Annotated in this window: 19 protein-coding genes; 12 read left to right on the forward strand and 7 right to left on the reverse strand. The window is 74.3% G+C overall.

Annotated features, from left to right (window positions below):
* Window positions 1-19: 19 nt before the first annotated feature.
* Together OYE22_RS18970 and OYE22_RS18975 are read right to left on the reverse strand one after the other, a co-directional pair.
* Window positions 20-619, reverse strand: coding sequence for a DUF4276 family protein (locus OYE22_RS18970; RefSeq protein ID WP_277321513.1), 600 nt, complete (start codon window positions 617-619; stop codon window positions 20-22).
* Window positions 616-1,821 carry an AAA family ATPase gene (locus tag OYE22_RS18975; RefSeq protein WP_277321514.1) on the reverse strand — a complete coding sequence of 402 codons (1,206 nt, stop codon included), beginning with the start codon at window positions 1,819-1,821 and terminating at the stop codon, window positions 616-618. The genes OYE22_RS18970 and OYE22_RS18975 overlap by 4 nt, the downstream gene beginning before the upstream one ends.
* A gap of 130 nt (window positions 1,822-1,951) precedes the next feature.
* On the opposite strand from OYE22_RS18975, the gene OYE22_RS18980 reads away from it, so the two are divergent.
* The 3 genes from OYE22_RS18980 (at window position 1,952) to OYE22_RS18990 (ending at window position 5,943) form a co-directional block, all read left to right on the forward strand.
* Window positions 1,952-3,190 (forward strand): trypsin-like peptidase domain-containing protein, encoded by a 1,239-nt coding sequence (locus tag OYE22_RS18980; RefSeq protein WP_277321515.1) that lies wholly within the window; start codon window positions 1,952-1,954, stop codon window positions 3,188-3,190.
* Window positions 3,191-3,540: 350 nt separating this feature from the next.
* Window positions 3,541-4,353 (forward strand): response regulator transcription factor, encoded by an 813-nt coding sequence (locus OYE22_RS18985; protein ID WP_277321516.1) that lies wholly within the window; start codon window positions 3,541-3,543, stop codon window positions 4,351-4,353.
* An 81-nt stretch (window positions 4,354-4,434) separates the two neighbouring features.
* A complete protein-coding gene (locus OYE22_RS18990; RefSeq protein ID WP_277321517.1) occupies window positions 4,435-5,943 on the forward strand; it encodes a HAMP domain-containing sensor histidine kinase in 1,509 nt (502 codons plus the stop codon).
* A gap of 98 nt (window positions 5,944-6,041) precedes the next feature.
* Here OYE22_RS18990 and OYE22_RS18995 read toward each other — a convergent pair whose 3' ends face one another.
* The 3 genes from OYE22_RS18995 to OYE22_RS19005 form a co-directional block, all read right to left on the reverse strand.
* Window positions 6,042-6,632, reverse strand: coding sequence for a GNAT family N-acetyltransferase (locus OYE22_RS18995; protein WP_348652274.1), 591 nt, complete (start codon window positions 6,630-6,632; stop codon window positions 6,042-6,044).
* A 172-nt stretch (window positions 6,633-6,804) separates the two neighbouring features.
* Window positions 6,805-8,451, reverse strand: a complete 1,647-nt coding sequence (locus tag OYE22_RS19000; protein ID WP_277321519.1) for a DUF2993 domain-containing protein — start codon at window positions 8,449-8,451, stop codon at window positions 6,805-6,807.
* A gap of 152 nt (window positions 8,452-8,603) precedes the next feature.
* A complete protein-coding gene (locus OYE22_RS19005; RefSeq protein WP_277324204.1) occupies window positions 8,604-9,392 on the reverse strand; it encodes a pentapeptide repeat-containing protein in 789 nt (262 codons plus the stop codon).
* A gap of 561 nt (window positions 9,393-9,953) precedes the next feature.
* Here OYE22_RS19005 and OYE22_RS19010 point away from each other — a divergent pair.
* Genes OYE22_RS19010 through OYE22_RS19020 form a run of 3 tightly spaced genes read left to right on the forward strand, consistent with a single transcriptional unit; the run spans window position 9,954 to window position 12,300 of the window.
* The gene (locus OYE22_RS19010) at window positions 9,954-10,670 is read left to right on the forward strand and encodes a hypothetical protein (protein WP_277321520.1); all 717 of its coding nucleotides are present in this window, start codon (window positions 9,954-9,956) and stop codon (window positions 10,668-10,670) included.
* On the forward strand, window positions 10,667-11,368 hold the full coding sequence (locus tag OYE22_RS19015) for a tRNA-dependent cyclodipeptide synthase (RefSeq protein ID WP_277321521.1): 702 nt from the start codon (window positions 10,667-10,669) through the stop codon (window positions 11,366-11,368). Before OYE22_RS19010 ends, OYE22_RS19015 begins: the two co-directional genes overlap by 4 nt.
* Window positions 11,365-12,300 carry a squalene/phytoene synthase family protein gene (locus OYE22_RS19020; protein WP_277321522.1) on the forward strand — a complete coding sequence of 312 codons (936 nt, stop codon included), beginning with the start codon at window positions 11,365-11,367 and terminating at the stop codon, window positions 12,298-12,300. The genes OYE22_RS19015 and OYE22_RS19020 overlap by 4 nt, the downstream gene beginning before the upstream one ends.
* A 298-nt stretch (window positions 12,301-12,598) precedes the next feature.
* Here OYE22_RS19020 and OYE22_RS19025 read toward each other — a convergent pair whose 3' ends face one another.
* Window positions 12,599-13,447, reverse strand: coding sequence for a GNAT family N-acetyltransferase (locus tag OYE22_RS19025; protein ID WP_277321523.1), 849 nt, complete (start codon window positions 13,445-13,447; stop codon window positions 12,599-12,601).
* Between the two features lie 359 nt (window positions 13,448-13,806).
* On the opposite strand from OYE22_RS19025, the gene thrS reads away from it, so the two are divergent.
* Both thrS and OYE22_RS19035 read left to right on the forward strand, forming a co-directional pair.
* Window positions 13,807-15,060 carry a threonine--tRNA ligase gene (gene thrS, locus OYE22_RS19030; protein WP_348652225.1) on the forward strand — a complete coding sequence of 418 codons (1,254 nt, stop codon included), beginning with the start codon at window positions 13,807-13,809 and terminating at the stop codon, window positions 15,058-15,060.
* Window positions 15,061-15,213: 153 nt separating this feature from the next.
* Window positions 15,214-15,579, forward strand: coding sequence for a hypothetical protein (locus tag OYE22_RS19035; protein WP_277321524.1), 366 nt, complete (start codon window positions 15,214-15,216; stop codon window positions 15,577-15,579).
* A 116-nt stretch (window positions 15,580-15,695) separates the two neighbouring features.
* Here OYE22_RS19035 and OYE22_RS19040 read toward each other — a convergent pair whose 3' ends face one another.
* Window positions 15,696-17,525: a bifunctional metallophosphatase/5'-nucleotidase gene (locus tag OYE22_RS19040; protein WP_277321525.1), complete on the reverse strand. Its 1,830-nt coding sequence runs from the start codon at window positions 17,523-17,525 to the stop codon at window positions 15,696-15,698.
* Between the two features lie 248 nt (window positions 17,526-17,773).
* Here OYE22_RS19040 and mshD point away from each other — a divergent pair, with 248 nt between their 5' ends.
* The 4 genes from mshD (at window position 17,774) to OYE22_RS19060 (ending at window position 23,958) form a co-directional block, all read left to right on the forward strand.
* Window positions 17,774-18,709 carry a mycothiol synthase gene (gene mshD, locus OYE22_RS19045; protein WP_277321526.1) on the forward strand — a complete coding sequence of 312 codons (936 nt, stop codon included), beginning with the start codon at window positions 17,774-17,776 and terminating at the stop codon, window positions 18,707-18,709.
* Window positions 18,710-19,542: 833 nt separating this feature from the next.
* Complete coding sequence (locus OYE22_RS19050) at window positions 19,543-21,981, forward strand: RNA degradosome polyphosphate kinase (RefSeq protein WP_277321527.1); 2,439 nt, start codon at window positions 19,543-19,545, stop codon at window positions 21,979-21,981.
* Between the two features lie 73 nt (window positions 21,982-22,054).
* On the forward strand, window positions 22,055-23,509 hold the full coding sequence (locus tag OYE22_RS19055) for a CHAD domain-containing protein (protein WP_277321528.1): 1,455 nt from the start codon (window positions 22,055-22,057) through the stop codon (window positions 23,507-23,509).
* Window positions 23,506-23,958 (forward strand): NUDIX hydrolase, encoded by a 453-nt coding sequence (locus OYE22_RS19060; protein ID WP_277321529.1) that lies wholly within the window; start codon window positions 23,506-23,508, stop codon window positions 23,956-23,958. Before OYE22_RS19055 ends, OYE22_RS19060 begins: the two co-directional genes overlap by 4 nt.
* Window position 23,959: the final 1 nt, after the last annotated feature.

A 23,959-nucleotide genomic window follows, 5' to 3' on the forward strand; every position in this document is an offset into this window, starting at 1 on the left:
GTGGGCGGGGGCGTCCGTACTACCCAGGCGCGTGGGCGAGCAGCTTCTCCACCGCATGCGTCATGCGCCGGAACGATCTGCTGTTTGCGCGCGCCGCGTGCAGGTCCATCAGTGCGGAGAACTTCGGTTGGTGAAGGGTCTCCCGGTAGGACTCGGACATCATCGACTGCAGTTGGGTCTTCGCGCTGCGCCGGGCCTCGGCGTCCGTGGGTGCGGTCGCGTCGTCACGGACGGCCGGATGGACTCGGAGCGAGTCGGCGGCGGCGAGGAACCACGCCTCGTACTCGTGCCGGGCGATCACGATTTCCACGGGAACCGGCAGTAGTGCGGGGTCCGGCGCTAGTTGGCGAGCGAGGGCGACCGGGCAGTCGACGTCGTCGTCATCGCCGTCCCGCAGGACGAGCACGCCGCCGCCCCCCTTCACGCGTGCCGCTTGCAGACGCAGGGCCTTGGCCAGCTCGTCCGGCTTGCGCATCTTGCCGGAGTCCAGCCGGAACGGCTGGGCCACCTCCGCCCAGGTGCCGCAGAGTTCGGTGGCGATGCGGCGAATGAGTTCGCGCACCGCGTTGACCTCGCCGTGGCCTTCCACGATGGGGGCCACGACAGGAGCGAAGGTCACCGGTGTACCTCCGACGATGAGTCCGTGTCGGTAGCAGGCAAGAGCTGGTCGTTCCGCAACAGTTCGCCCGGAGTGTAGAGGTGTTCGCGGAGGGCGAGGGCCCCCGCCTCGTCCAGGGGGCCGATCCGGGTCTCGCCGTCGATGGCGCGGACGGCCCGTAGTTCGGAGAGTTCGAAGTCGTGGCGGTCGAGCAGGTCGGGGCTGTGGCTGGTGACGATGACCTGCCGGCGCTCGCTCGCGTCGCGCAGCGCGTCGAGGAGTACGCCGGCGGCGGCCGGGTGCAGGGCGCTTTCCGGTTCCTCGATGCCGATGGTGCTGAGCGTGCTGCCGGTGCCGGCGAAGAGGGAGACGAGGACGCCGAGCGCTCGTAGGGTGCCGTCGGAGACGGACCGCGCCTGGAAGCGCCAGGGGCTCTCGGAACCCGGGGCGTCCTGGAGGAATTCCAACGTCTCCCAGTTGCCCAGTTCGGCGCGGGTCACCCCGTGCATGCCGGGGATGATCTGCTGCAGGTACTCCTCGATGCGGGCCTGATTGGCGCGGCCTCGGGGGCTGCGCTGGAGGCGGTGCAGGACGCTGGCGATGTTCGAGCCGTCGCGGTGCAGGAACTCTCCGGAATCCGGCGTCTGCGGCTGGCGCATCACGTCCGGGTTGAGGCTGAACACGCTGATGCCCGCCAGGCCGTCGTACACGGGCCGGAACGGTTCGAGGCCGGCGGCCGTCACGAGGGTGAGACGCTGCTCGCCGACCGGGGGCATGACGGCCTCGGTCGTCTGCGTCATCTGGCCGTCCACGACGCGGAAGCTGGCGGACGGCCGACCCTTCTCCGGCTCGGGCCGTACGCCGTGCCAGACGTGGCACCGCTCGCGGGCGACCTGGAAGCCGCCACCTTCCACAGCGGCCACCTCGAAGCCGTACTCACCGTGGAAGTCCGGCGCCCGGAACTCCAGGTCGATGGCGAAGCGCGCCGGGTGTCCGGCGGTCCGGCGACATACCTCCGTCACCCCGCCGCGGCTGCGGAGGGCCTGGTCGAGCGAGGTCTGCAAGGACTCGGAGAGGAGCCGCAACGCGTCGAGGAAGTTGCTCTTGCCCGCCCCGTTCGGGCCGACGAGCAGCAGCAGTGGGCCCAGCTCGACGTCCGCCGCCGCGATGCTCCGGTAGTGCCGGAGCCGCACGCGGGTGAGCGAGAAGTAGTTGTCCGACATGCGATCAGTCTGGCAGGAGGCGCCCTCACGCCCGGCGCACGCGCCCCCTTACGCCCGCCCTACGCGCTTCTGTCGGCCTTCTCAGGTCGGTCTCAGAGAGTTCTCATAAACGCCCAGCACAGTCGTAGCCATGACCGAGAACTTCCGCCGCGACGGCGACATCGCAGGCCCCGCCCCCGTAGCAGGCTCCGCTTCCTCCGCCGCGTCGGCGGAGAGTTCGGGGCACCCGTACGCGTCAGCCGGTGCGGCCGGCGCGACGCCACCCCCGCCGCCCGCGCACGCTCCCGGGCCGGCGGTGGCGCCCACGGCGCCCGTGCCGCCGGCCGCGCCGGCGTACGAGCCGGCCGGTGCGGTGACCACCGCGTCCGGCGTGCGGGTGTGGCCGGGCGGCGGGCACGCGGGTGGCGCCGGGAACGGGGCCGCCGCGCCCGGTCCGTACGCGACGTTCGGCGCGGACACGCCGCACGGCGGGGCGCACGGGGCCGGGCCGGGGAGGCCGCGCGGGCGGCGGACCGGGGTGTTGCTCGCGGCGGTCGCGCTGGTGTCGGCCGTGGTGGCGGGGGCGACCGGCGCGTTCGTCGGCAGCCGGCACGACGGGGGGTCGAGCAGTACGTCGGCGGCGCCGGTGGTGAGCGCGGGGGCCAAGGACGGGGCCGTCGGGAGCGTCACCGAGGTGGCGAAGGCGCTCGCGCCCAGCATCGTGGAGATCACGGCGGGTACGAACCAGGGGCAGTCGCTCGGCTCCGGGGTGATCATCTCCGGGGACGGCGAGATCGTCACCAACAACCACGTCGTCGCGGGTTCCGAGGACATCACCGTGACCCTGAGCGACGGCACGCGGAAGGAGGCGTCGCTGGTCGGGGCCGACGCGTCCAAGGACCTCGCGCTCATCAAGGTCGCGGACGCCAGCGGGCTGCGCGCCGCCAAGCTCGGTGACTCGAAGGCGGTCAAGGTCGGTGACGAGGTGGTGGCCATCGGTTCGCCCGAGGGGCTGACGGGCACGGTCACCAGCGGCATCGTCTCCGCGCTCGACCGCGAGGTGACGGTGGCCAGCGACGAGGGGCGGCAGCCGGGGCCGGGGAGCGGCGGGGGCTGGCCGTTCGAGTTCGAGGGCCGGGAGTACAACGGCGACGTGGGCCAGTCCAAGACCAGCTACCGGGCCATCCAGACCGACGCCTCGCTCAACCACGGCAACTCCGGCGGCGCCCTCATCAACATGAGGGGCGAGGTCATCGGCATCAACTCGGCCATCTCCTCGCCCGCGTCGGCGGGCGGCTCGGGCGGCAGCGTCGGGCTCGGCTTCGCCATCCCGAGCGAGACGGTCAAGCAGGACCTGAACGCGTTGCGCGGCGGCGGCACCAACGTGTGACACGCCGGCTCCGGCCCGCTGGCGGCGGCTGCCGGAGTGGACCGGCCGTGCGCACGGCCTTCCACGCCGGGTGGGCCCCTTGGGGGGTGGCCCGCCCGGCGCGGCGGGCCGTGCGCTCGCCTGTGCGGGGCCCCGCGACCACGGGCTGGGCGGCCCACCCGGACCGTCCGCCCGGCAGGGGCCCCGGCCCGACTGTCGGCGCGCGTCGCGCGCGCCTGCGTACGCTCCCCGTGGGGCATCCGTCCCGCTGCGCCCGTAGGTCACCACGAGCCACCCGTAAGCCACCCGCCCGCCCCCGCCCGTGGGCGGGCCGCGCGTTCCGCGCCCGTACCCGTGAAGGAAGAGCGTCGATGAGTCCCGCCGAGCACGGTGAGCGTCCCGGCCCCGCCCGCATCCTCGTCGTCGACGACGAGCCCGCCGTACGCGAGGCGCTGCGGCGCAGCCTGGTGTTCGAGGGGTACGAGGTCGTCGAGGCCGTGGACGGGCTCGACGCGTTGGAGAAGGCCGAGGGCCGCGCGCCGGAGCTGATCGTGCTCGACGTGCTGATGCCCCGGATGGACGGGCTGACGGCGGCCAGGCGGCTGCGCGCCGCCCGGGTGACCGTGCCGATCCTCATGCTGACGGCCCGCGACACCGTGGGGGACCGGGTCACGGGGCTCGACGCGGGGGCCGACGACTACCTGGTCAAGCCGTTCGAGCTGGACGAGCTGCTGGCCCGCATCCGGGCCCTGCTGCGGCGCAGCTCGTACGCGACCGCCGCCACGGGCGGGGCGGTCGAGCCGGACGCGGGCCAGCTCCTGGAATTCGCCGACCTGCGGATGGACCTGGCGACGCGGGAGGTCAGCCGGGGTGGGCGGCGGGTGGAGCTGACCCGTACCGAGTTCACCCTCCTCGAACTCTTCCTGGCCCACCCGCGCCAGGTGCTCACCCGGGAACAGATCCTCAAGGCGGTCTGGGGCTTCGACTTCGAGCCGTCGTCCAACTCGCTCGACGTGTACGTGATGTACCTGCGGCGCAAGACCGAGGCGGGCGGCGAGCAGCGGCTGGTGCACACCGTGCGCGGCGTCGGCTACGTGCTGCGCGCCGACGACCACGGGTACGGGCAGGGGCGGGGCCAGGGCCATGGTCAGGTGCACGGCCCCGAGCGCGGGACCGGCGCGTGAGCGGCCCGCCGCCGCCCCCCGGCGCGCCCCCCGCACCAGCCCGCCGGCCCCACCGCTCCGTACGCCCCGACACCGACACCGATGCCGGCCCCGCCGGCCGGCAGCACGGCGGCGCCGCGCGCCGGGGGGCGGCGGTCGTGGCGCACCCGGCTGCCGTTGCGCTCGCGGCTCGCGCTGCTCACCGCGCTGGCGGTGGCCTTCGCGGTCGCGCTGTCCGCCGTCGCCTGCTGGGTGATCACGCGCGAGCAGCTCCGCGACGAGATCGACAACTCGCTGAGCGGTCTCGAGGTCAAGCCCAGCTACCTCCAGGCCACCCTGGAGCGCTGTTCGCAGGGCGAGCCCGAGCCGAGCCGGGACGCCGGGCCGAGCCTGGTGTACGTGCAGACCGTGGGGCCGAACGGCGGTCGGTGCGTGGGCCCGGGCTCCAAGCCGGTGAAGGTCGACAACGAGGACATCCACGTCGCCCGCGGGGTGAACGACGAGGTGCTGCGGGACGGCAGGACCGACCGGGGCGCGCCGGTGCGGGTGCTCACCAAGAACTACGTCGTCGGCGACACCGTGTTCGCCGTGTCCATGTCCCGGCCGCTGGCCGAGACCAACAGCGCGCTGAGCACGCTGGCCCTGGTCCTCGCGGTGGTCGCCGGGATCGGCGTGCTCGGCGCGGCGACCGCGGGCCTTGCCGTCGCCCGGGCCGGGCTGCGCCCGGTGGACCGGCTGACCGGGGCCGTCGAGCACATCGCCCGCACCGAGGATCTGGCCACCACCATCCCGGTCGATGGCCGGGACGAGATCGCCCGGCTCTCGCGTTCGTTCAACTCGATGACCGCCGCCCTCGCCTCGTCTCGCGACCGGCAGCAGCAGCTCATCGCGGACGCCGGGCACGAGCTGCGCACCCCGCTCACCTCCTTGCGGATGAACGTCGAACTGCTCGCCCGCAGTGAGGAGACGGGCCGCGCGCTGCCGCCCGAGGACCGCAGGGAGCTGCTGGCCAGCGTGAAGGCGCAGATGACCGAGTTGGCCTCGCTCATCGGCGACCTCCAGGAGCTCAACCGCGCCGACGCCCCGCCCGGCAGCGGCCCGCCCCCGGTCGCCGCCCTGCACGAGGCGGCGGGCGCGGCCGTGGAGCGGGCGCGGCTGCGCGGCAAGGACCTGCGGATCACGGCGCGGCTCGCGCCGTGGTACGTGCCGGCCGAGCCCGCCACGCTGGAACGGGCCGTGATCAACCTGCTGGACAACGCGGTCAAGTTCAGCCCGCCCGGCGGCACCGTCGACGTGGCGCTGGACGACGGCGTGCTGACCGTGCGGGACCACGGCCCGGGCATCCCTGCCGACGAACTGCCGCACGTCTTCGACCGGTTCTGGCGCTCCCCGTCGGCCCGCAGCATGCCGGGCTCGGGCCTCGGCCTGTCGATCGTGGCCCGTACGGTGCAGCGCGCGGGCGGCGAGGTGGCCCTGCGGCCGGCCGACGGCGGCGGCACGGTGGCCGTCGTCCGGCTGCCCGGCGCGGCCCACCCGCCGCCCGAGGCGCCCCCGCCCGGGGCGGGTGGGTCCACCGGGCCGGCTGGGTCGGCCGGGACTGGCGTGGGTTGACCGGTAAGGACGGGGCCGGTCGCTGACAGGGCGGCCGGGCTCCGACTGTCAGGGGGCGGCGGGCTCCCCGCCCCACCCCGCCCCGCCCCGGCCCGCGCTCAGCGCGACCCGTCGGCCGCCGGGTCGGCCTGGGCGGCACGCCGCGCCGCCCAGTCGGCTAGGCGCAGCTCGTACTCGACCTCGCCGTGCTCGGTGCCCGGCAGCGGGTCGTCGAAGTGCACGTGGAAGGTGCGGACGTAGCGCAGGCCGGCCTTCTCCATGACGCGCCGCGACGCGGTGTTGACCGCCATCGTCTGGGCCCACACGCGCCGCACGCCGAGTTCGGTGAACCCCTTGTCGATCAACGCCCGGGCCCCCTCGGTGGCCAGCCCGCGACCCCAGGCCGACGCCATGAGCCGGTAGCCGAGCTCCACGTCCGTGACGCTGCCGTCGGGCGGGGGCTGGAGGCTCAGCCACCCGAGGAAGGACCCGGTGGCCCGCTCGACGGCGGCCCAGCGGCCGGCCGGGCCGAGGCGGTAGTCGCGCAGGATCTTCGGCAGCACCTCGTTCTCGATCACGGCGCGCGGCGTCGGCTCGCCGGTGAGGAACCGCATCACCCGTGGGTCGCTGTCCAGCGCCACCAGGTGCTCCACGTCGGCGGCGGTGAACCGACGCAGCGTCAGCCGCTCGGTCCGTACGAACACGTCCACGTCGTCCGTCGGCACGGTGTACTCCCCGGGTTGGCGGCCGCCATCGTCCCCGGGGCTGGCACCGGCCGTCCACGGCATTTCGGCGCCGGGGCGGGATGGGGCTGATCGGGGTGGGGTGGGCCGGTGGGGCGCGCTCGCGGCGCGGCCCCACCGGCTGGGCCGGCTGGTGTGACTAGCGCTCGCGCGCCGCGCCGAACGGCAGGCTGGTCCCCGCCAGTTCGGCGTGGATGCCGTCCGCGCGGACGACGACGTCGCGCAGCCACACGCCGCGCGCCTGCTCCGGCAGTTGGAAGGAGAGCGCGAGGCGCTCGGACAACTCGGGCAGCCGTAGCGCGGTGAGCGCCGTCAGCAGCTTCGGGTCCAGGCCCAGCTTCTCCAGGAGCCACGGGTGGTCCCGTACGACGTCCACCAGGTTGACGCCCATCAGGAGCTGGGCGAAGCGCGGGGCACCGACGAGTTCGGTCAACCGCGCGTCGCTGCGCAGCGCCTGGTCGACGCGGCGCTGCGGCACGCCGATCCGGTCGGCGATGGCGGGTACGGACAGCAGGGCGCGCGCCTTCGCGGCGTCGCGGACGATCCGTTCGGCGGCCGGCCGGTGCAGCCGCAGCCCGGCGTCCGGGCCCGGCCGGTAGCTGGCCACCTCGGGAACGTCGAGCAGCATGTTGCTGATCTGCGTCGAGATGCCGCGACCGCCGTCCCGCTGGAGGCGCGCGTCAGCCCGTACGCGCAGCATCTGGCCCGCGACCGGCACCGTGCCGTCCGCGCGTACCGCGTTGTCGTCCAGTTTGCGGTAGCGCACCTGGGATGCGCCGAGTTCGCGGCCGAGGTCGTCGAAGGAGAGCAGCACGTCGCCGCGCAGGGCGCCGATGAGGGCGCCGTCGATGGCGGCCGGTGAGTCGCCGCGCAGCTCGATGCCCTCGGCCGTCGCGCGCACCCGGGCCAGCGAGACCCGGTCGGCGGCCACGTCGGGCACGGTGACGTCGACCCGGTCGACGCGCTGCTGGGCGACCTGGGTGAGGAAGGGGAACCCGTGGATCTCCACCTCGGGCGCGGCGGCCAGGTCGAGGTCCGCGCGCAGCCGCTGCGCCGCCTCGCGCTCGGCGTACAGGACCGCGCAGCGGTCGGCCAGGGTGAGGACGAGCGCGCAGACCACGACGCCGATGAGCAGCTTCGCGGTCAGCGGCACCGCCGCGAAGCGGCCGCGTCCGCGCCTGGAGCGTCCGCGCTTGGCGCGGCGGTGGTTGGGCGGCGACCAGGGCTCGTCGTCGTCCTCGTCGTCGGATCGCAGCCCGAGCCGCCCGCCGAGGCCGACCGGCCCCGCCTCGCCCCACGCGAACGGGCCGGGCTCGGACCCGTTCGCGGGCTCGGGGCCGGGCGCCTGCTCCCGGGCCTCGCGGTGCCGGAGGCCCTCGCCGTGCTCGACGTGGCCGCGCGGCCCGTACGCGTCGCCGGCGCGGTCCGCCGCGTAGTCGTGCCGGGATTCGTGGCTGGTGTGGTGCGCGTGGGTGTCGGTGTGGGCGTGGGTGTCGGTGTTGCGGGGGCCGCGGCCGGGTGTGGCCGGTGGGTGGGGCTCGTCGTGGCGGGGGCGCTGGCCCCGGTCGTGGTTCGGGGTCGGGTCCGGGGGTGGGTCGGCGAGCGCGGCGAGTGCGGCGTACGGGTTGTACGGGCGGGGCGCCGGCTCCTCCGGTCGGGCCCGCGCCGGGGCGTGCGCGGCGTGGGGGGCGGCGGCGGGCTCCCCGGCGTGGGCGCCCGGCGGCGCTGACGCGTCGGTGAACTCCGGATGAGCTGACGGTGAGGGTATGCGTGTGGGGGGTCGCATCGACGTATCCCACCACGACGGCCCGCCTCGAACGCAAGTCCTACCGTGGGTACGGCGCCGCGCGGGACGTCTTCCGGTCGGAACCGGCGAACCCCCGCCCCACCGCGCGACAGCCCGCCGCGGCGGGGCGGGGCGGGGCCGCCGCCGGGGAGCTACCAGTGGCCGGGGCGGGTGAGCCCTGCCGGCAGGGTCGTACGGGCGTCGCCGCGGGCGGCGTTGAGCTGGGCCTGGGTAAGGAAGAGGGCGCCGGTGAGGTCGGCGCCGTGCAGCGCCGTGTCGCGCAGGTCGGCCCCGATCAGGTCGGCGCCGCGCAGGTCGGCGCCGGTGAGGTCGGCGGCGATGAGCAGCGCCCCGCGCAGGTTGGCGCCCCGCAGCGAGGTTCCGGCCAGCCGCGCCCCGACGAGGTCGGCGCCCCGGCGGTTCTTTTTGCGGCCGGGAACGGTCTGGTCGCGGACGAGCTGGCTGGCCCGCAGCAGCAGCGGGTTCACGGAGTGACGCAGCGCGCCCACGTCCACGGCGGCGAGGGTGTCGGCGTCGGCGCAGGTGAGCTGGCGCGTCTCGTCGGCGGCCCGGCGCAGCTCGCCGTGGAGCGGCCGGGCGGGCGCCATCTCCAGCGCCTGGGTGAGGTACCAGAGCACCTCGTGCACCTGGCGTGCCACCGCGAACACGTCGAACATCAGCCGCGCGGTCTCCGGGGCCCGCCGCCAGTCTCGGCCGCCGAAGGTGACCTGGGAGACCTGCTGCCCGGCGCCGAAGCAGTCGAAGACCGTGCACCCGGAGAAGCCCTGCCCGCGCAGGTCCGCGTGGATGCCGCAGCGGAAGTCGGCGCGCAGGTTCGCACAGGGCCGCCCCGCCGGCTTGTCCACCGGGAAGTCGGCCGACGCGGCGAACGGCAGCGCGACGCAGCACAGCCCGAAACACCGCGAACAGTCCGCCCGCAGCGCGCCGTCGCCACCGACGGTGCCGGTCTCCGCGCTGTTCGCCGTACCGTTCGCCGTACCGCTCGCGGTGCCGTTCGCCGTACGGCTCGCCGTGCTGGTCGGCGTGGCGCTCGGACCGTAGTCCGGCCCGCCGGGCGCCGCGTCGGGGTGGCTGGTCGCGGTCGGTCGCCCGGCGTCGTTGGGGGCCGGGGCGTGCTGTCGCTGTGCCAACGTCTGTACTTCCTACGAGGTAGGGGCGGTGCCTTGTCACCCCCGCGTGAGGGGGCGGCCCCTATTGTCCCCGTACCGGGCCGGCGTGGCCGCGGGGCCGCCTGCCGTCGCGCCCCGTGGGGGCCGGCGGTGCGCCCACGGGGTGAGCACCCGGGCGGAGCCGCGCCCGAGATGGGCAACTTCGGCTCCTGTGAAAAGCATATTTATAGGGGTTCTCGCGGGCGCTTGACCGGTAGAGCACTCCGCCCACAGTGCTCCCTCACGCCGTTGTGACGTTGCGGTATTCCGCTGTGCAATCGAATGGGTCGCCGCGATCAGTGACGAGCGACCAGCACAGCTCCAAGGGGGGACATGGTAGACGGCATCCGTATGGCGCTCGCCGCCGTATGCGGCCTTGGCTGGACCATCGCGTACGTGCTGGCGGTACGGACCGGGCTGCGTGACAAGACGTACTGCGTTCCGCTCGTGGCACTGGCCATGAACATCTGCTGGGAATTCCAGTTCGTCTTCTTCAGATCCGCCGAACACATGTCGGGCAGCAATTCCGAGGTCGAGGGCGCCGAGGTATTCATCGGAATCATCTGGCTCATCGTCGACTGCGGCCTGTTGTACACCGTATTCCGCTTCGGTCCGAACGAATTCCCCTACCTGCCGCGCCGCGTCTTCTACGCCGGCTTCGTCGTCGTGCTCGGCCTGGCCTACGCGGGGATCGAGGTGCTCTCCCGGGAATTCGACGACGGGGACGTGGTCCTCACCAGCTTCGGCATGAACGTGGCCATGTCCGGGCTGTTCCTGGCGATGCTGGCCGCCCGGCAGTCGAGCCGTGGCCAGTCGATGGGCATCGCCGTGGCCAAGTTCGTGGGCACCGCGTCCACCTGCCTCGCCTGGTTCTTCGACACCTCGGTCTACCCAGGTCCCTGGCTCCCGTACTGCACGGTGGCCTGCGTCCTGCTGGACGTCGCGTACATCGCCGCCCTCTCCGCCGTACTGCGCAGGGAACGTGAGAGCGGCCGGCTCGCCGGTGATCGGCCCGAACTCCGGGACATCGAAAGGAATGCTTCGCTGTGACGAACTCCAACCCTTCGACGGTCATTCCAACGTTCACCACCGAGCCCCTCACGGAGAACTGCCGGGAGGTCTGCGCCCGGGGTGAGCACGCCCTCGTGGGAGTCTCGCCCGGCAACAGCTACTTCAGCGAGGAGCGGCTCACCGAACTGTTCCGCTGGGCCGGCAGCCTCTTCCGGCGGGTGGACGTCATGATCCCCGACTCGGCACAGCGCCACACCTGGCTCGCGCTCGGCTACACGCCCGGCCGCTCGCACCGCAAGTCGCACAACGAGTCGTCCCGCATCTTCAACCGGGTCAACCGGGCCTGGCAGGCGGCGGATGTGCCCGACGTGGAGTTCGGCGCCTACCGGCTCTCCGAGATCGAGGAGCGGCCCAACTACCAGGAGTTGCTCCGGGTGAGCGAGAAGGCGTTGGCCGACGACCCCGAGACGCGCGAGAGCTACCACCGGGTGGTGCGCAGGGTGTTGCGCAACCACCTGGCCGGGGCCGAGCCGACCGAGGAACAGGCCGCGGAGGCCGCGCGCTACCTGATCGCCGAGACGCCCTTCCTGATCAACACGCCACAGGTCATGGGCGTGACCAGCTCGACCGCGATCTACCAGCACCGGGTGGAGTTCATCGACCGGATCTACGCCGGCCAGACCCCCCTGCGCCGCAGCGATCAGCAGGCGTTCGTCGTCACCCGGCCCGTGTCATGACCCGCCAGGAACTCGACGCGGCCGAGATCCGCGACCCGCTCCTCCGGGAGGCGTACGCGCTGTGTGAGACGGTCCTCCAGGAGGAGAACCACGCGTCCCACACCTGGATGCGCGACCAACTGCCGCCCGACCGGCGGCCGTACTGGGACGCGATGATCGCCTTCTGCGGTCACGCGGACGACCTGGTCGACGCGCTCAACGTGCCGCTGGCGGAGCGGTTGCGCCGCTACGACGCGTTCACCCAGGACTTCTTCCGCATGCTGCACGCCACGCGGCAGGCCGGCCCCGCCACCGTGCTCGGCCCGCTGCCCGGCACGCCGGGCCGGCGCGCCCCCGGTGACCGGGTACGCCTGGTGTCGCTGGCGTTCTGCGACTTCGTCCACACCTGGCGGCTGCGCGAGGCGGACGTCCGCCAGGCCGGCCAGGCGCTGCGCACGGACATCACCGTCGAGGCGTACGACACGACGCACGCGCTGGAGCAGTACATGCTCGGCGTCAGCGGCGAACCCGCGCGCTGGCTGGCCATCCTGCTCGGGCAGCGCGGCCAGGAGCTGTCACAGGGGGCCGAGAACGCGGTCATATCCTGGGGGTTCGGGCTCCAGACGCTGGACTTCCTGCTCGACATCGAGGAGGACCTGCGTCTTGGCAAGCTCTACGTACCCCTCGACGACCTGCGCCGCTGCGGCCTTGAGCGCGCCGAGTTGGAGTCGACCGTCGCGGCCCGCCAGACCTCACAGCCGCTGCGCGACCTCGTCGGCTGCCAACTGGAACGGGTGCGGACGTACTTCACGGCCGCCGAGGCATGGCTCGACCAGGCCCGCCCGGTGGGCTGGGGGGCGATCCGCGACTCGCTCACCGAGGGCTGGTCCACGGTGGACCGGCTCGCCCGCTGCGACCACGACGTCTTCGCCCTGACCGCCGAGTCGGCGTAGCCCGGGGGCCGTGGCCCGTGGTCCGGGCTGTGGTCCACGGGGTCGCGGTCCGGGGGCCGTGACCCCGCGGCCCCGTGGTCGTACGGCCACGGGGCTCCGCCCGGCGCGGGGTGCGGGCGCCGCGCCCCGTGCCCGCCTCCGACCCGCGCGCCGCCGCGCCCGGGCGGTCGCCCCGCTGCTGCGCCCCCGGCACCGCCTCCCGCCGGGGGCGCAGCGCCCTGCCCGCTGCCACGCGTGCGGGAACGCGTACGGACACGGGCGCGGGCACGCGCACGGATATGGGGCGCGGGGGTGGGGGTCAGCCGCCGTGCACGTACGGCGTCGTCGTGGCCAACTGGGCGAAGCCCAGGCGGTGCAGGATGGGGCGGCTGTCGTCGGAGGCGTCGACCTGGAGGTAGCGGTAGCCGCGCTCGGCCGCCAGGCGGGCGCGGTAGGCGACCAGGGAGCGGTAGATGCCCCGGCCCCGCCAGGCCGCCACCGTGCCGCCGCCCCACAGGCCGACGAAGTCGGTGCCCGGGTAACACTCCATGCGGGCCGCGCACACCGGCTCGTCGCCGGCCATGGCGAGCACGGCGACCATCGTGTCCGTACCGTCGGCGAGCTGCTCGACCAGACGGTTGTGCAGCCGCGTCGCGTCCGTCCCGAACGCCCGCGCGTGGACGTCCGCCATCAGCCGCACGTCGGCCGCGTCCCGGACCGGGCGCAGCGTGACGCCATCCGGCAGCGGGACGTCACCGGTCACCCGCTCGACCTCCGTGACCATCAGCGCCTCGGCCGGCTCAGGCACGAAGCCCGCCGCCGACAGCCGCTTCCCGAGGTCGGCCGGCTCGTCGTAGTCGTACAGCTTCCACTCGAACTCCACCCCGAGCGCGCCGAAGTGGTCGAGCTGCGCGGCGATGGCCGCGTCGGCCGTCTCCGGGGTCAGCCGTGACCAGAGGACGCCGTTCCAGCCGTCGTCGGTGCTGGTCTGCCGGACGATGTCGGCCATCCGCTCGACGCGGGAGTCGGCGCCGTCGGGCGGCACGCCCTGCCGCAACTGCCGGTCGAACTCCGCCCGTAGGGCCGCCACCCGGGCCGCGTCCCGCTGGGCGGTCGCGTCGCTGGTGGGGGTGTCGTCAGGAGTCGGGGGTGTTTCGCTGTGTTCCATTCGGCACACCTCAGCACCCGTCGCCCCGTCCGGCAACGCGATTTCGCCCGCGCGGCGCGCGGCCCACCCGGGCCCGTACGCCGGACCGGGGCCGCGCCCGTACGCCGGACCGCCCCGACCCGTACGCCGGCCCTGGGCCCGCCCCGTAGCGGAAAAGCGCTGGTCGGTCCCCGCCGGCCCGCGCTACGGTGCCCCGCATGAAGCGCGCCGCGAACACGACGACGCCGGAGAGTGTCCCGGCGCGCTGACCGTTGTCCGCGAAACCACAGCCCCGGGGCGAGCGCCCCGGGGTTGTCGTCGTGGGGCACGGGCCCACACGGTGGCCCACTCGCTCGCCCCTCGTACGCGAGGAGACCGCCATGCACGACACCGTGCGCGAGCCCATGCGCGACGCCATGCACGACCACCGTTCGCTCGGCCGCGCGCTGGACCTGTTCGACACCGACCCGCTGATCGGCGCGGGCCTGCCGTACTGGCTGCCGGCTGGCGCGGCCGTGCGGCACGCGCTGGAGGAGTACGTGCGCGACATCGAGCGCCGGGCCGGCTACCAGCACGTGTACTCGCCCGTGCTCGGCAAGCGGGAGCTGTACGAGATCTCGGGACACTGGGCGCACTACAGCGACGACATGTACCCGCCCATCGACGTCGGCGGCGAGCAGGCCGTGCTGCGTCCGAGCCTGTGCCCGCACCACGCGCTGATCTACCGTTCCCGCTCCCGCAGCTACCGCGAACTGCCTCTGCGCATGGCCGAGTTGGGTGGCATGTACCGCTCGGAGCTGTCCGGGGTGCTCGGCGGGCTGACCCGGGTGCGGGCGATCCAGCTCAACGACGCGCACGTGTTCTGCGCACCGGAGCAGGTCGTCGACGAGGTGTGCGGCGCGCTCGACCTGATCGGCCGGGCCCACGCGGCACTCGGCATCACCCCGGCCCGCTACCGGCTCTCGCTCCCGGGCGCCGGCCAGAAGTACGCCGCCGCCCCCGAGCCCTGGCGGCGCGCCACCGGGCTGCTGGTCGAGGCGCTGGAACGGCTCGGCATCGCGTACGAGGCGGAGCCCGGCGAGGCCGCGTTCTACGGGCCGAAGATCGACGTGCAGATCGCCGACGCCGCCGGCCGCGAGTCCACCCTGTCCACCGTGCAGGTCGACTTCCACCAGCCCGAACGGTTCGACCTGCGCTACGTCGGCGCGGACGGCGCGAAGCACCGGCCGGTGATGGTGCACCGGAGCGTCATCGGCAGCGTGGAACGCGCCGTGGCCCACCTCATCGAGGTGCACGGCGGCGCGTTCCCGGCCTGGCTCGCCCCCGTCCAACTCGTGCTCCTGCCGGTCTCCGACGCGGAGGTGGACCGGGCGCGCGAGGTCGCGCGGCAGTGCCTGGAGCGGGGCCTGCGGGCCGAGGTCGCCGAGCCGGACCGGGGTACCCTCGGGGCCCGCGTCCGACAAGCCCGGCTGGTTCCGTACCAGGTCGTCATCGGGGCCAGCGAGGCCGAGGCGGGGCACCTCGCGGTGCGGCTGCGGGACGGGCGGCGCTTCGCCGCGCAGCCCGCCGACGCGGTGATCGCCCGCGTCGAGGCCGCCGTCGCGGCGCGCGGCGCCGAGCTGTGGGCGGCGTAGTGGATACGCGGTAAAGGCAGGTGTTCCGCGGCGCGCTGTTCCGTGCCGCCGCGTCGCGGAATACCGTGCCACGGGGGCGCGCGTTTACTGACCCGCGGTGCATTCCAACTTGTCCACGGAACAGCGGACGGGAACGGGAATTCCGTGCGAAAAATGACGTCGATCGCCGCGTCGGCGGTCGCGATACTGGCCCTCACGCTGACCGGCTGCGGCGGGGGCTCGTCGTCCACGGGCGGTGGCGGCCAGCCCTCCGGCGTCCAGGGCGTCTGGTACCACACGGCCAGCAAGGCGGTGGGCAAGCTCATCACCGTCAACATCAGCGGCACCTCGGTGCACATGTCGCCCCCCGGCGGGAAGTCCTGCTCGGGCACGATCAAGGCCGACAACTCGATGCGGATGAACTGCGGCGGCGACTCCACCACCGGCAAGGCCGAGGTCACCGGCGGCGGCGAGAACCCGGCCTGCCACTGGAGCGACGGCAGCACGGACCGCTTCCAGCGCACCAAGCCCGCGATGTAGCCCGTGCGGGCCCCGCTCCCACCGGTGCGGCCCCCACGGCCGAGGCCCGCGACCGCTCACCCCGGTCGCGGGCCCCGATCGTTCGCCCCCGGATGGTGTTCCGTGGGCGCGGCGCGTCACTTCACGATCGTGACGCGGTCCGCCTTCGGCGGCGCGAGGGGCTTGTCCGGCGTGGAGTTGGCCTCCAGGTACGCCGTGAAGACGTCCAGGTCGGACGGGCCGACCAGCTTGTTCTTGCCCTCCTTGAGGACTGGGAAGCCGTCGCCGCCGCCGGCCAGGAACTCGTTGACCGCGACCCGGTAGGTCTTCTTCGGGTCGATCGGCTCGCCGTTCAGCCGCACCGAGTCGGTGACGATCCGCTCCGCGCCCGCCTTGCGCAGGTCGAGCGTGTAGGTGAGGCCCTTGGAGACCTGCAGGACGCGCGGCTGCTTCTCGTTGACGCCGCTGACCTGCTGCCGCAGCACGGTCAGGAGCTGCTCGCCGGTCAGGTCGAGCACGTTGGTCATGTTGGTGAACGGCTGCACGGTGAACGCCTCGCCGTACGTCACCACGCCGTCGCCCTCGTCGCCCGACGCCTTGTGCGCCAGGTCGGCGCGGATGCCGCCGGGGTTCATGAACGCGATCTGCGCCCCGCCCTTGTCGGCCGGCGCGAGCCCGGCGAGCTGCGCGTCGCTGATCAGGTCGCCGAGCGGCCTCTCGTACGCGTTCAGGCCACGGCCCGGGATGTCGGCCGAGATGTAGCCGACCGGCCGGTTCGCCACCGGGGCCGCCAGCGCGTTCCAGCGCTTGATGAGCGCCGTCATGTCCGCCGCCCTGGGCTGCTCCCGGTCCACCACGTGGTTGGCGGACCGCACACTGGTGCGCACGATGTCGCGGGTGTGGCGGTCGTACGTGAGCGTCGTGTCGGTGTACAGCCGGCCGAAGGACGCGGCCGACGTCACCGTGCGCGGCACGCCGTTCGGGTCCGGGACGGAGCACGCGTACGCCTGGTGGGTGTGGCCGGTGACCAGCGCGTCCACCTGCGGGCTCACGTTCTTGGCGATGTCCACGATCGGGCCCGAGATGCCGTCGCCGGGACCGGGGCTGTCGCAGTCGTAGTCGTACGAGCCGGAGGCCGGCATGCCGCCCTCGTGGACGAGCGCGACGACGGACTTCACGCCCTGGCGCTCCAGCTCCCTGGTGTACTTGTTGATCGTCTCGACCTCGTCGTGGAACTTCAGCCCCTTGACGCCCTCGGCCGTCACGACGTCCGGCGTGCCTTCGAGGGTCACGCCGATGAAACCGATCCGCACGCCGTTGTGCTTCCACACGGTGTACGGCCGCAGGATCGGCTTGCCCGTCTTCTCGCTGGTCACGTTGGCCGCGAGGTAGGGGAAGTCGGCGCCGGGGAACCGCTTGCCCGCCTCGTAGCAGCCGTCCTTGGGGTGGCAGCCGCCGTTCTGTATCCGCTTCAGCTCCGCCGAGCCCTCGTCGAACTCGTGGTTGCCGACCGCCGAGACGTCCAGGCCCAGCTTGTTCATGGCCTCGACGGACGGCTCGTCGTGGAAGAGGCCGGACAGCAGCGGGCTCGCGCCGATCATGTCGCCGGCGGCCGCGGTCACCGAGTAGCGGTGGCCCTCGCGCGCCTCGCGCAGCGAGGTGGCCAGGTACTCGACGCCGCCGGCCGGGATCGCCTTGGTGGTGCCGTCCGGCTGGGTCTGGGTGACGGTGCCGGCCGAACCCTGCGGGGGCTCCAGGGTGCCGTGCAGGTCGTTGAAGGAGAGCAGTTGGACGTCCACGGTCCGGCCGTGGCCACCGTGTCCGCTGTGGTGTGCGCCGTGCGCGGCGGTCTCGGTGTCGGCGCCCGCGGGCAGGGCGGTCGCGAGCACGCCCGCCGCCGCGGCCAGGACGGCCGCGGTCGCGGCCAGTCTGCGCGCCGCGCGACGCCGTTCGGGTGTGGCTGGCATGGGCTTCCCTTCGAAGCTGCGGGTGCGACGCGGCGGGACCGGCCGGCCGGTGGCGTACCGGACGCCGCGCGGGGACGGGCCGCAGCATAGGGTTGACGCGCGTAGCGGGTCAGGGGGGTTGAGGTGACGAGTTGGTTGCGCCTTGGCGCGCGGCGCCGGCCCGCTGGACGGCAGTGACCGGTGGGACCGGGGTGACCCGGGCGACGGCTCCCTGGGGCGGCGGGGCGCGGGGTCGTAGGCTCGGGCGCATGACTGACGTGGTGGATGAGCCGGGCCGGGCGCGGCGGATCGAGATCGTGGACGAGCTGCCGCCCGAGGTGGCCGGCGAGGTGCTGGAACTCATCGCCGAGGCGGCCAGGAACGACGGCCAGCCCGCCGTCTCCGAACAGGGCCGGCTGCGGCTGCGCGGCGGCAGCCGGGAGGGCGTGCGCCACCTGGTGCTGCGCGTCGACGGCGACACACTGGTCGGCTACGCGCAACTGGAGGACACCGACCCGGTGGAGCCGCCCGCCGCCGAGCTCGTGGTGCGACCCGGCCGGCGCGGCCACGGGCACGGCCGGGCCCTGGGCAACGCCCTGCTCGCCGAGTCCGGCAAGCGGCTGCGGGTCTGGGCGCACGGCGGCCACCCCGCCGCCCGGCACCTCGCGCAGGTGCTCGGCCTCGCCCTCTTCCGCGAGTTGCGCCAGCTCCGACGCCCGCTGGGGGAGCCGGCGCTGACCGAGATCCCCGAGCCGAGCCTGCCGGCCGGCGTGACCGTGCGCGCCTTCGTCCCCGGCGAGGACGACGCGGCCTGGCTCGCGGTGAACGCGGCGGCCTTCGCCCACCACCCCGAGCAGGGCTCCCTGACCCAGCGCGACCTGGACGACCGCAAGGCCGAGGCGTGGTTCGACCCGGCCGGCTTCTTCCTGGCCGAGCGCGCGGGCCGACTCGTCGGCTTCCACTGGACCAAGGTGCACGCGGAGGAGAACCTCGGCGAGGTGTACGTCGTCGGCGTCCACCCCGACGAGCAGGGCAGCGGCCTGGGCAAGGCGCTCACCGCGATCGGCCTGCGCCACCTGGCCGCGCGCGGGCTGCCGACCGGGATGCTGTATGTCGACGCGGACAACGTGCCGGCGGTCACCGTCTACGAGCGGCTCGGCTTCACGACGTACGAGACGGACCTGATGTACCGCGCGGAGAGCTGACCGAGGGGGCGGCGGGGCGCGCGGGACGCGCGGGCGGGGACCGGGCCGGCTGACCGACGACGGGGCCGACCGACAGCGGGGCCGGCCGACGACGGGTCCGGCCGACCGGCGGAGAGGTGAGCTGGCCACCGGGCTGCCGGGCCACAGGCCGCCGGGCCGTGTGCCGCACGGGCTGCCGGGAGGTCCCGGCCCCCCTCCCCGGCGGGGCCGGGCCGGGGCCCGCCCCCGGCCAGCCCGGGACGCGCCGCGTCGGCCCGCCCCCGGCCGGGCCCTACCGCCACCCACCGCTCGCACGCGACCACGCTCCGTGCCAGGCCGCGAGGACCCGCGCGCCCGCGCCCCGCCGCACACCCCCGTGCGCTCCCGCGCGCCCCGTCCGCCCCTCCAGCACCGGGCCGCGGCCCCCCACGCGCCGCCGAACGCGCGCTCAGGCCCGGCATCCGGGGTGGTCCCCAGGGGCCGCCCGCGCGTCCGCCCCCGCCGTCGTGGTGGCCGAAATGCCGGAGTGCGCCGCTCGGTTGGGTGAATCGCACGCGTGAAACCGTGGCAGCCGGGCACATACCCGGGGCGCCGGCAGGGCGCGGGCGCGCGGGGCGCGCGAGGTGAGCGGAGTCCGGGCGGCGCGGCCGTCCAGGGACGTGTCATGGCCACCCTGGCGAGGGGACCCGCTTGCCTGACAGCCATGTGCCCGTTACCGGCGATTCAACGTCGCTTGCGAGCATCGCTGAATGCAGCCCGCTGTGCCCAATGCCTCCAGCCGGAGGCTCCAGGCAGTTCCGCCTCCCGCTCCCGTCGCCGAGCCCGCACGGCTCGATGCGCGGGAGAATAAGGACATGCAGCAGTCTTCCGGGGAACGTGCCCCTTACCCCCACGAAACCAGCGCCCCCGCCCCGGCCCGGCCGCAGGGCCAGGGGACGACCCAGGAGACCTCCCCACACGGCGCGGGCGAACCGGCGCGGCGCGGCCCCGGTACCGGCCCGCACGCCACCACCCCACCCGTGGTCCCCACGAGCAACGGAGCACTGGCCATTCACGGCGCACACGGTACGCCCGATACCGACCAGCAGGGACGCCCCGCCCCCCAGCCCTCCATCGGCTCCATAGCCGCGCACCGCCCCCACGCGGTCGGCGCCCCGCCCGTGCGGGACCTGGAGCCGGACATCGACGCCGACCTGGACGCGTACGAGGCGCAAGACGGCGACGAGCTGCCGCAGGGCCGCTTCCTGGACCGCGAGCGGAGCTGGCTTGCGTTCAACGAGCGGGTCCTGGAACTCGCCGAGGACCCGAACACGCCGCTGCTTGAGCGGGCCAACTTCCTGGCCATCTTCGCCAGCAACCTGGACGAGTTCTTCATGGTCCGCGTCGCGGGCCTCAAGCGCCGCATCCACACCGGCGTCGCCACCCGCTCCGCCTCCGGCCTCCAGCCGCGCGAGGTGCTCGACCTGATCTGGCACCGCACCCGCGAACTCATGGCCCGGCACGCCGCCTGCTACCAGACGGACGTCGGCCCGGCCCTCGCCGACGAGGGCATCCACCTGGTGCGCTGGCCGGAGCTGACCGAGAAGGAGCAGGAGCGGCTCACCGCGCTGTTCAAGCAGCGCATCTTCCCCGTGCTCACGCCGCTCGCGGTGGACCCGGCGCACCCGTTCCCGTACATCTCGGGGCTCTCGCTCAACCTGGCCGTCGTCGTCCGCAACCCGGTCAGCGGCCACGACCACTTCGCTCGGGTCAAGGTGCCGCCGCTGCTCAACCGTTTCCTTGAGGCGTCCGCGCAGCGCTACGTGCCGCTCGAAGACGTCATCGCGGCCCACCTGGGGGACCTGTTCCCGGGCATGGACGTGCTGGCGCACCACATGTTCCGGGTGACCCGCAACGAGGACCTCGAAGTCGAGGAGGACGACACGGAGAACCTGCTCCAGGCCCTGGAGAAGGAACTCATGCGCCGCCGCTTCGGGCCGCCGGTCCGCCTCGAGGTCGAGGAGACCATCGCCCCGTACGTGCGCGACCTGCTGGTGCGCGAGCTGGACGTGACCGAGTCCGAGGTCTACCCGCTGCCCGGGCCGCTCGACCTGACCGGACTCTTCAAGATCGGCTCGCTGGACCGGCCCGAGCTGAAGTACCCGAAGTTCGTCGCCGGCACGCACCGGGACCTGGCCGAGGTCGAGTCCGCGTCGCCGCCCGACATCTTCGCGGCGCTGCGCGAGCGCGACGTGCTGCTGCACCACCCGTACGACTCGTTCTCCACCTCCGTGCAGGCGTTCCTGGAGCAGGCCGCGGCCGACCCGGACGTACTGGCCATCAAGCAGACCCTGTACCGCACCTCGGGCGACTCGCCGATCGTGGACGCGCTGATCGACGCGGCCGAGTCCGGCAAGCAGGTGCTGGTCCTGGTGGAGATCAAGGCGCGCTTCGACGAACAGGCCAACATCAAGTGGGCCCGCAAGCTGGAGGCGGCCGGCTGTCACGTCGTCTACGGCCTCGTCGGCCTCAAGACGCACTGCAAGCTGTCGCTCGTGGTGCGCCAGGAGGGCGAGTCGCTGGTGCGCTACTCGCACGTGGGCACCGGCAACTACCACCCCAAGACCGCCCGGTTGTACGAGGACCTCGGCCTGCTGACGGCCAACTCCGAGGTGGGCGCCGACCTCTCGGACCTCTTCAACCGGCTCTCCGGCTACTCGCTGCGCGAGAACTACCGGCGGCTGCTCGTCGCGCCCAAGTCGCTGCGGGACGGGCTGATCAAGCGGATCACCAAGGAAGTGGCCAACCACCGGGCCGGCAAGCCCGCGTACGTCCGCATCAAGGTGAACTCGATGGTGGACGAGGCCATCATCGACGCCCTGTACCGGGCCTCGCGGGCCGGCGTGCCGGTCGACGTGTGGGTGCGCGGCATCTGCGCGCTGCGCCCGGGCGTGGCGGGCCTCTCGGAGAACATACGGGTACGCAGCGTGCTCGGCAGGTTCCTGGAGCACTCGCGGGTGTTCGTGTTCGGGAACGGCGGCGAGCCCGAAGTGTGGCTCGGCAGCGCCGACATGATGCACCGCAATCTGGACCGGCGGATCGAGGCGCTGGTCAGCGTCGTCGACCCCGCCCACCGGGCCGCGCTCAACCGGCTGCTGGAGACCGGCGTTTCGGACTCCACGGCGTCCTGGCGCCTGGGACCCAGCGGCGACTGGACCCGGCACGCGGTGGACGCGGACGACCGGCCGCTGCGGCACGTACAGGAGATGCTCATCGACGCCCGGAGGCGCCGGCGTGGTTCAACAGCGACATGACCTGGCGGTTGAGGTTACGGGGGCCAGGCAGGGACCCGTCACCGGTACCGCCTCCGGTACCAGGGGACACGAAATGACGGACTACGCCATGGGCTCAGCGGTCACGAGCGACGACCAGGGCCAGGCGACGACGGCGGGCGACGTGCTCTCCCGCTACCTGCACGCACAGGCGGGGGACTTCCTGCGGAGCCTGCGGCTGCACCGCGAGAGCGGCTCGGACGCGGAGGAGGCGGTGGAGGCGGCCCGGCTGCTACGGCAGTCCGCGCGCCGCATCAGCGGCGTGCTGCACACCTACCGGCCGCTGACCGACCCGGTCTGGGCCGACCAGCTCCGGGCCGAACTGGCCTGGCTGTCGGGGATGCTGGCGCGCGAGCACGCGTACGCCGCCCGGCTGGCCCGACTGCGTGGCGCCCTGCACCGGCTCTCCGGCGCCCCGCTGCCCGAGCAGGGCGCCGACCGGCCGGCCGACCCGCCGCCCGGACCCGGCGCCGGCCGTGCCCCCGGGGGCACGGACAACGGCGTCGCGCCGGGCGCCGCCGGGCGCACCGCGCGGGGCGCGCGCGTCCACGGCGCGAGCGCCGCCGGCGCGCCGGCCGTGTCGGCGAAGCTCCCGGCCGACGGCGTGGGCGGGCGCGCGGTGCGCGCCGGCCGCCTCGGCGAGCAGCGGGCCCGCGACGCACAGGCAGGCCGGGGCGGCCGGGACGGGCGCGAGGCGCTGCCCGGCGAACGCGCCGGAGCCGCCCGCTCGACCGGTCGCGCCGCGAGCGCCGGCAACACGACCCCGGGCCCGGCCGGACCGGCCGGCGGCCCCGCCGGCTCCCGTGGCGAGGCGGACGAGGCCCGCCCGGGGGCGCTGACCGTCGGCGCCGCCCGCGCCGGCGCACTCCTGGAGCGCCAACTCACCCTGGCCAGGACCCGCGCCCACACCGCGGCGCTCCAGGCCCTCGGCTCGTCCCGCTTCCACGCGGTCGCCGACGCCGTCGCCCTCCTGGCCTCCGAGGTCCCGCTGGTCGCCTCCGCCGCCGACGAGCCGGCCGACGTCGCGCTCCCGCCACTCGCGGAGCTGGCCCACCGCCGCCTCCTCGACGCCATCGACGCGCTGCCGCTCGGCCGCGCCGGCCACCCGTACAACGCGGAGGCCCTCACCCACGGCCTGGCCGCCACCCCCAGCGCCGACGCCCCACCGGCGAGCGAGGCCCAGGACGCGCCGTGGCACCAGGTGCGCCGGCTGGTACGGATCGGCCGGTACGCCCTTGAGGTGCTGGACGAGCACCAGCCGCTGGGCACCGGCCCGACCGAGGCCGAGCCCACGCTCGCCGTCCGCCTCCTCGCGGCCAGCCAGGCCCTGGAGCGGCACCGCGACGCGGCCGAGGCCGCGGCGGCGGCAGCGGCCGCCGCCCGTACCCCGCGCATCGCCCCGGCCACGGCGTACGCGCTCGGCATCCTGCACGCGGACCAGCGGCACGAGGTGGAGGCGGCCCGGTTCGCCTTCGGCCGCATCTGGCAGCGGGCGGCGACCACGCCGTGACCGGACCAGGGGCCGCCACCGGCCCGATCCGCGCGGCGGGCTGCGTCCTGTGGCGCCGCTCGCCGCGCGGCACCGGCCTGGAGATCGCGCTGATCCACCGGCCGCGCTGGGACGACTGGTCACACCCGAAGGGCAAGCTCAAGCGCGGCGAGGACGCGCTGCGCGGCGCCCTGCGCGAGGTCGCCGAGGAGACCGGCATGGACTGCGTGCCGGGCCCGCCGCTGCCCAGCACGCACTACGTGGTGGACGGGCGGCCCAAGGAGGTCCGCTACTGGGCCGCCCGCGCGCTGGACGACACGTTCGTCCCCAACCGCGAGGTGGACCGCCTCATCTGGCTCCCCCCACCCGCCGCCCGCACCCGCCTCACCCAGCAGCGGGACCGCGACCTGGTGGACGCGTTGCTGGCGCTCATCGCGGAGGCCGGCGAGGACGAGGCCCGCCAGGGCTGAA

The sequence above is a fragment of the Streptomyces sp. 71268 genome, assembly GCF_029392895.1.
Taxonomy (GTDB): Bacteria; Actinomycetota; Actinomycetes; order Streptomycetales; family Streptomycetaceae; genus Streptomyces.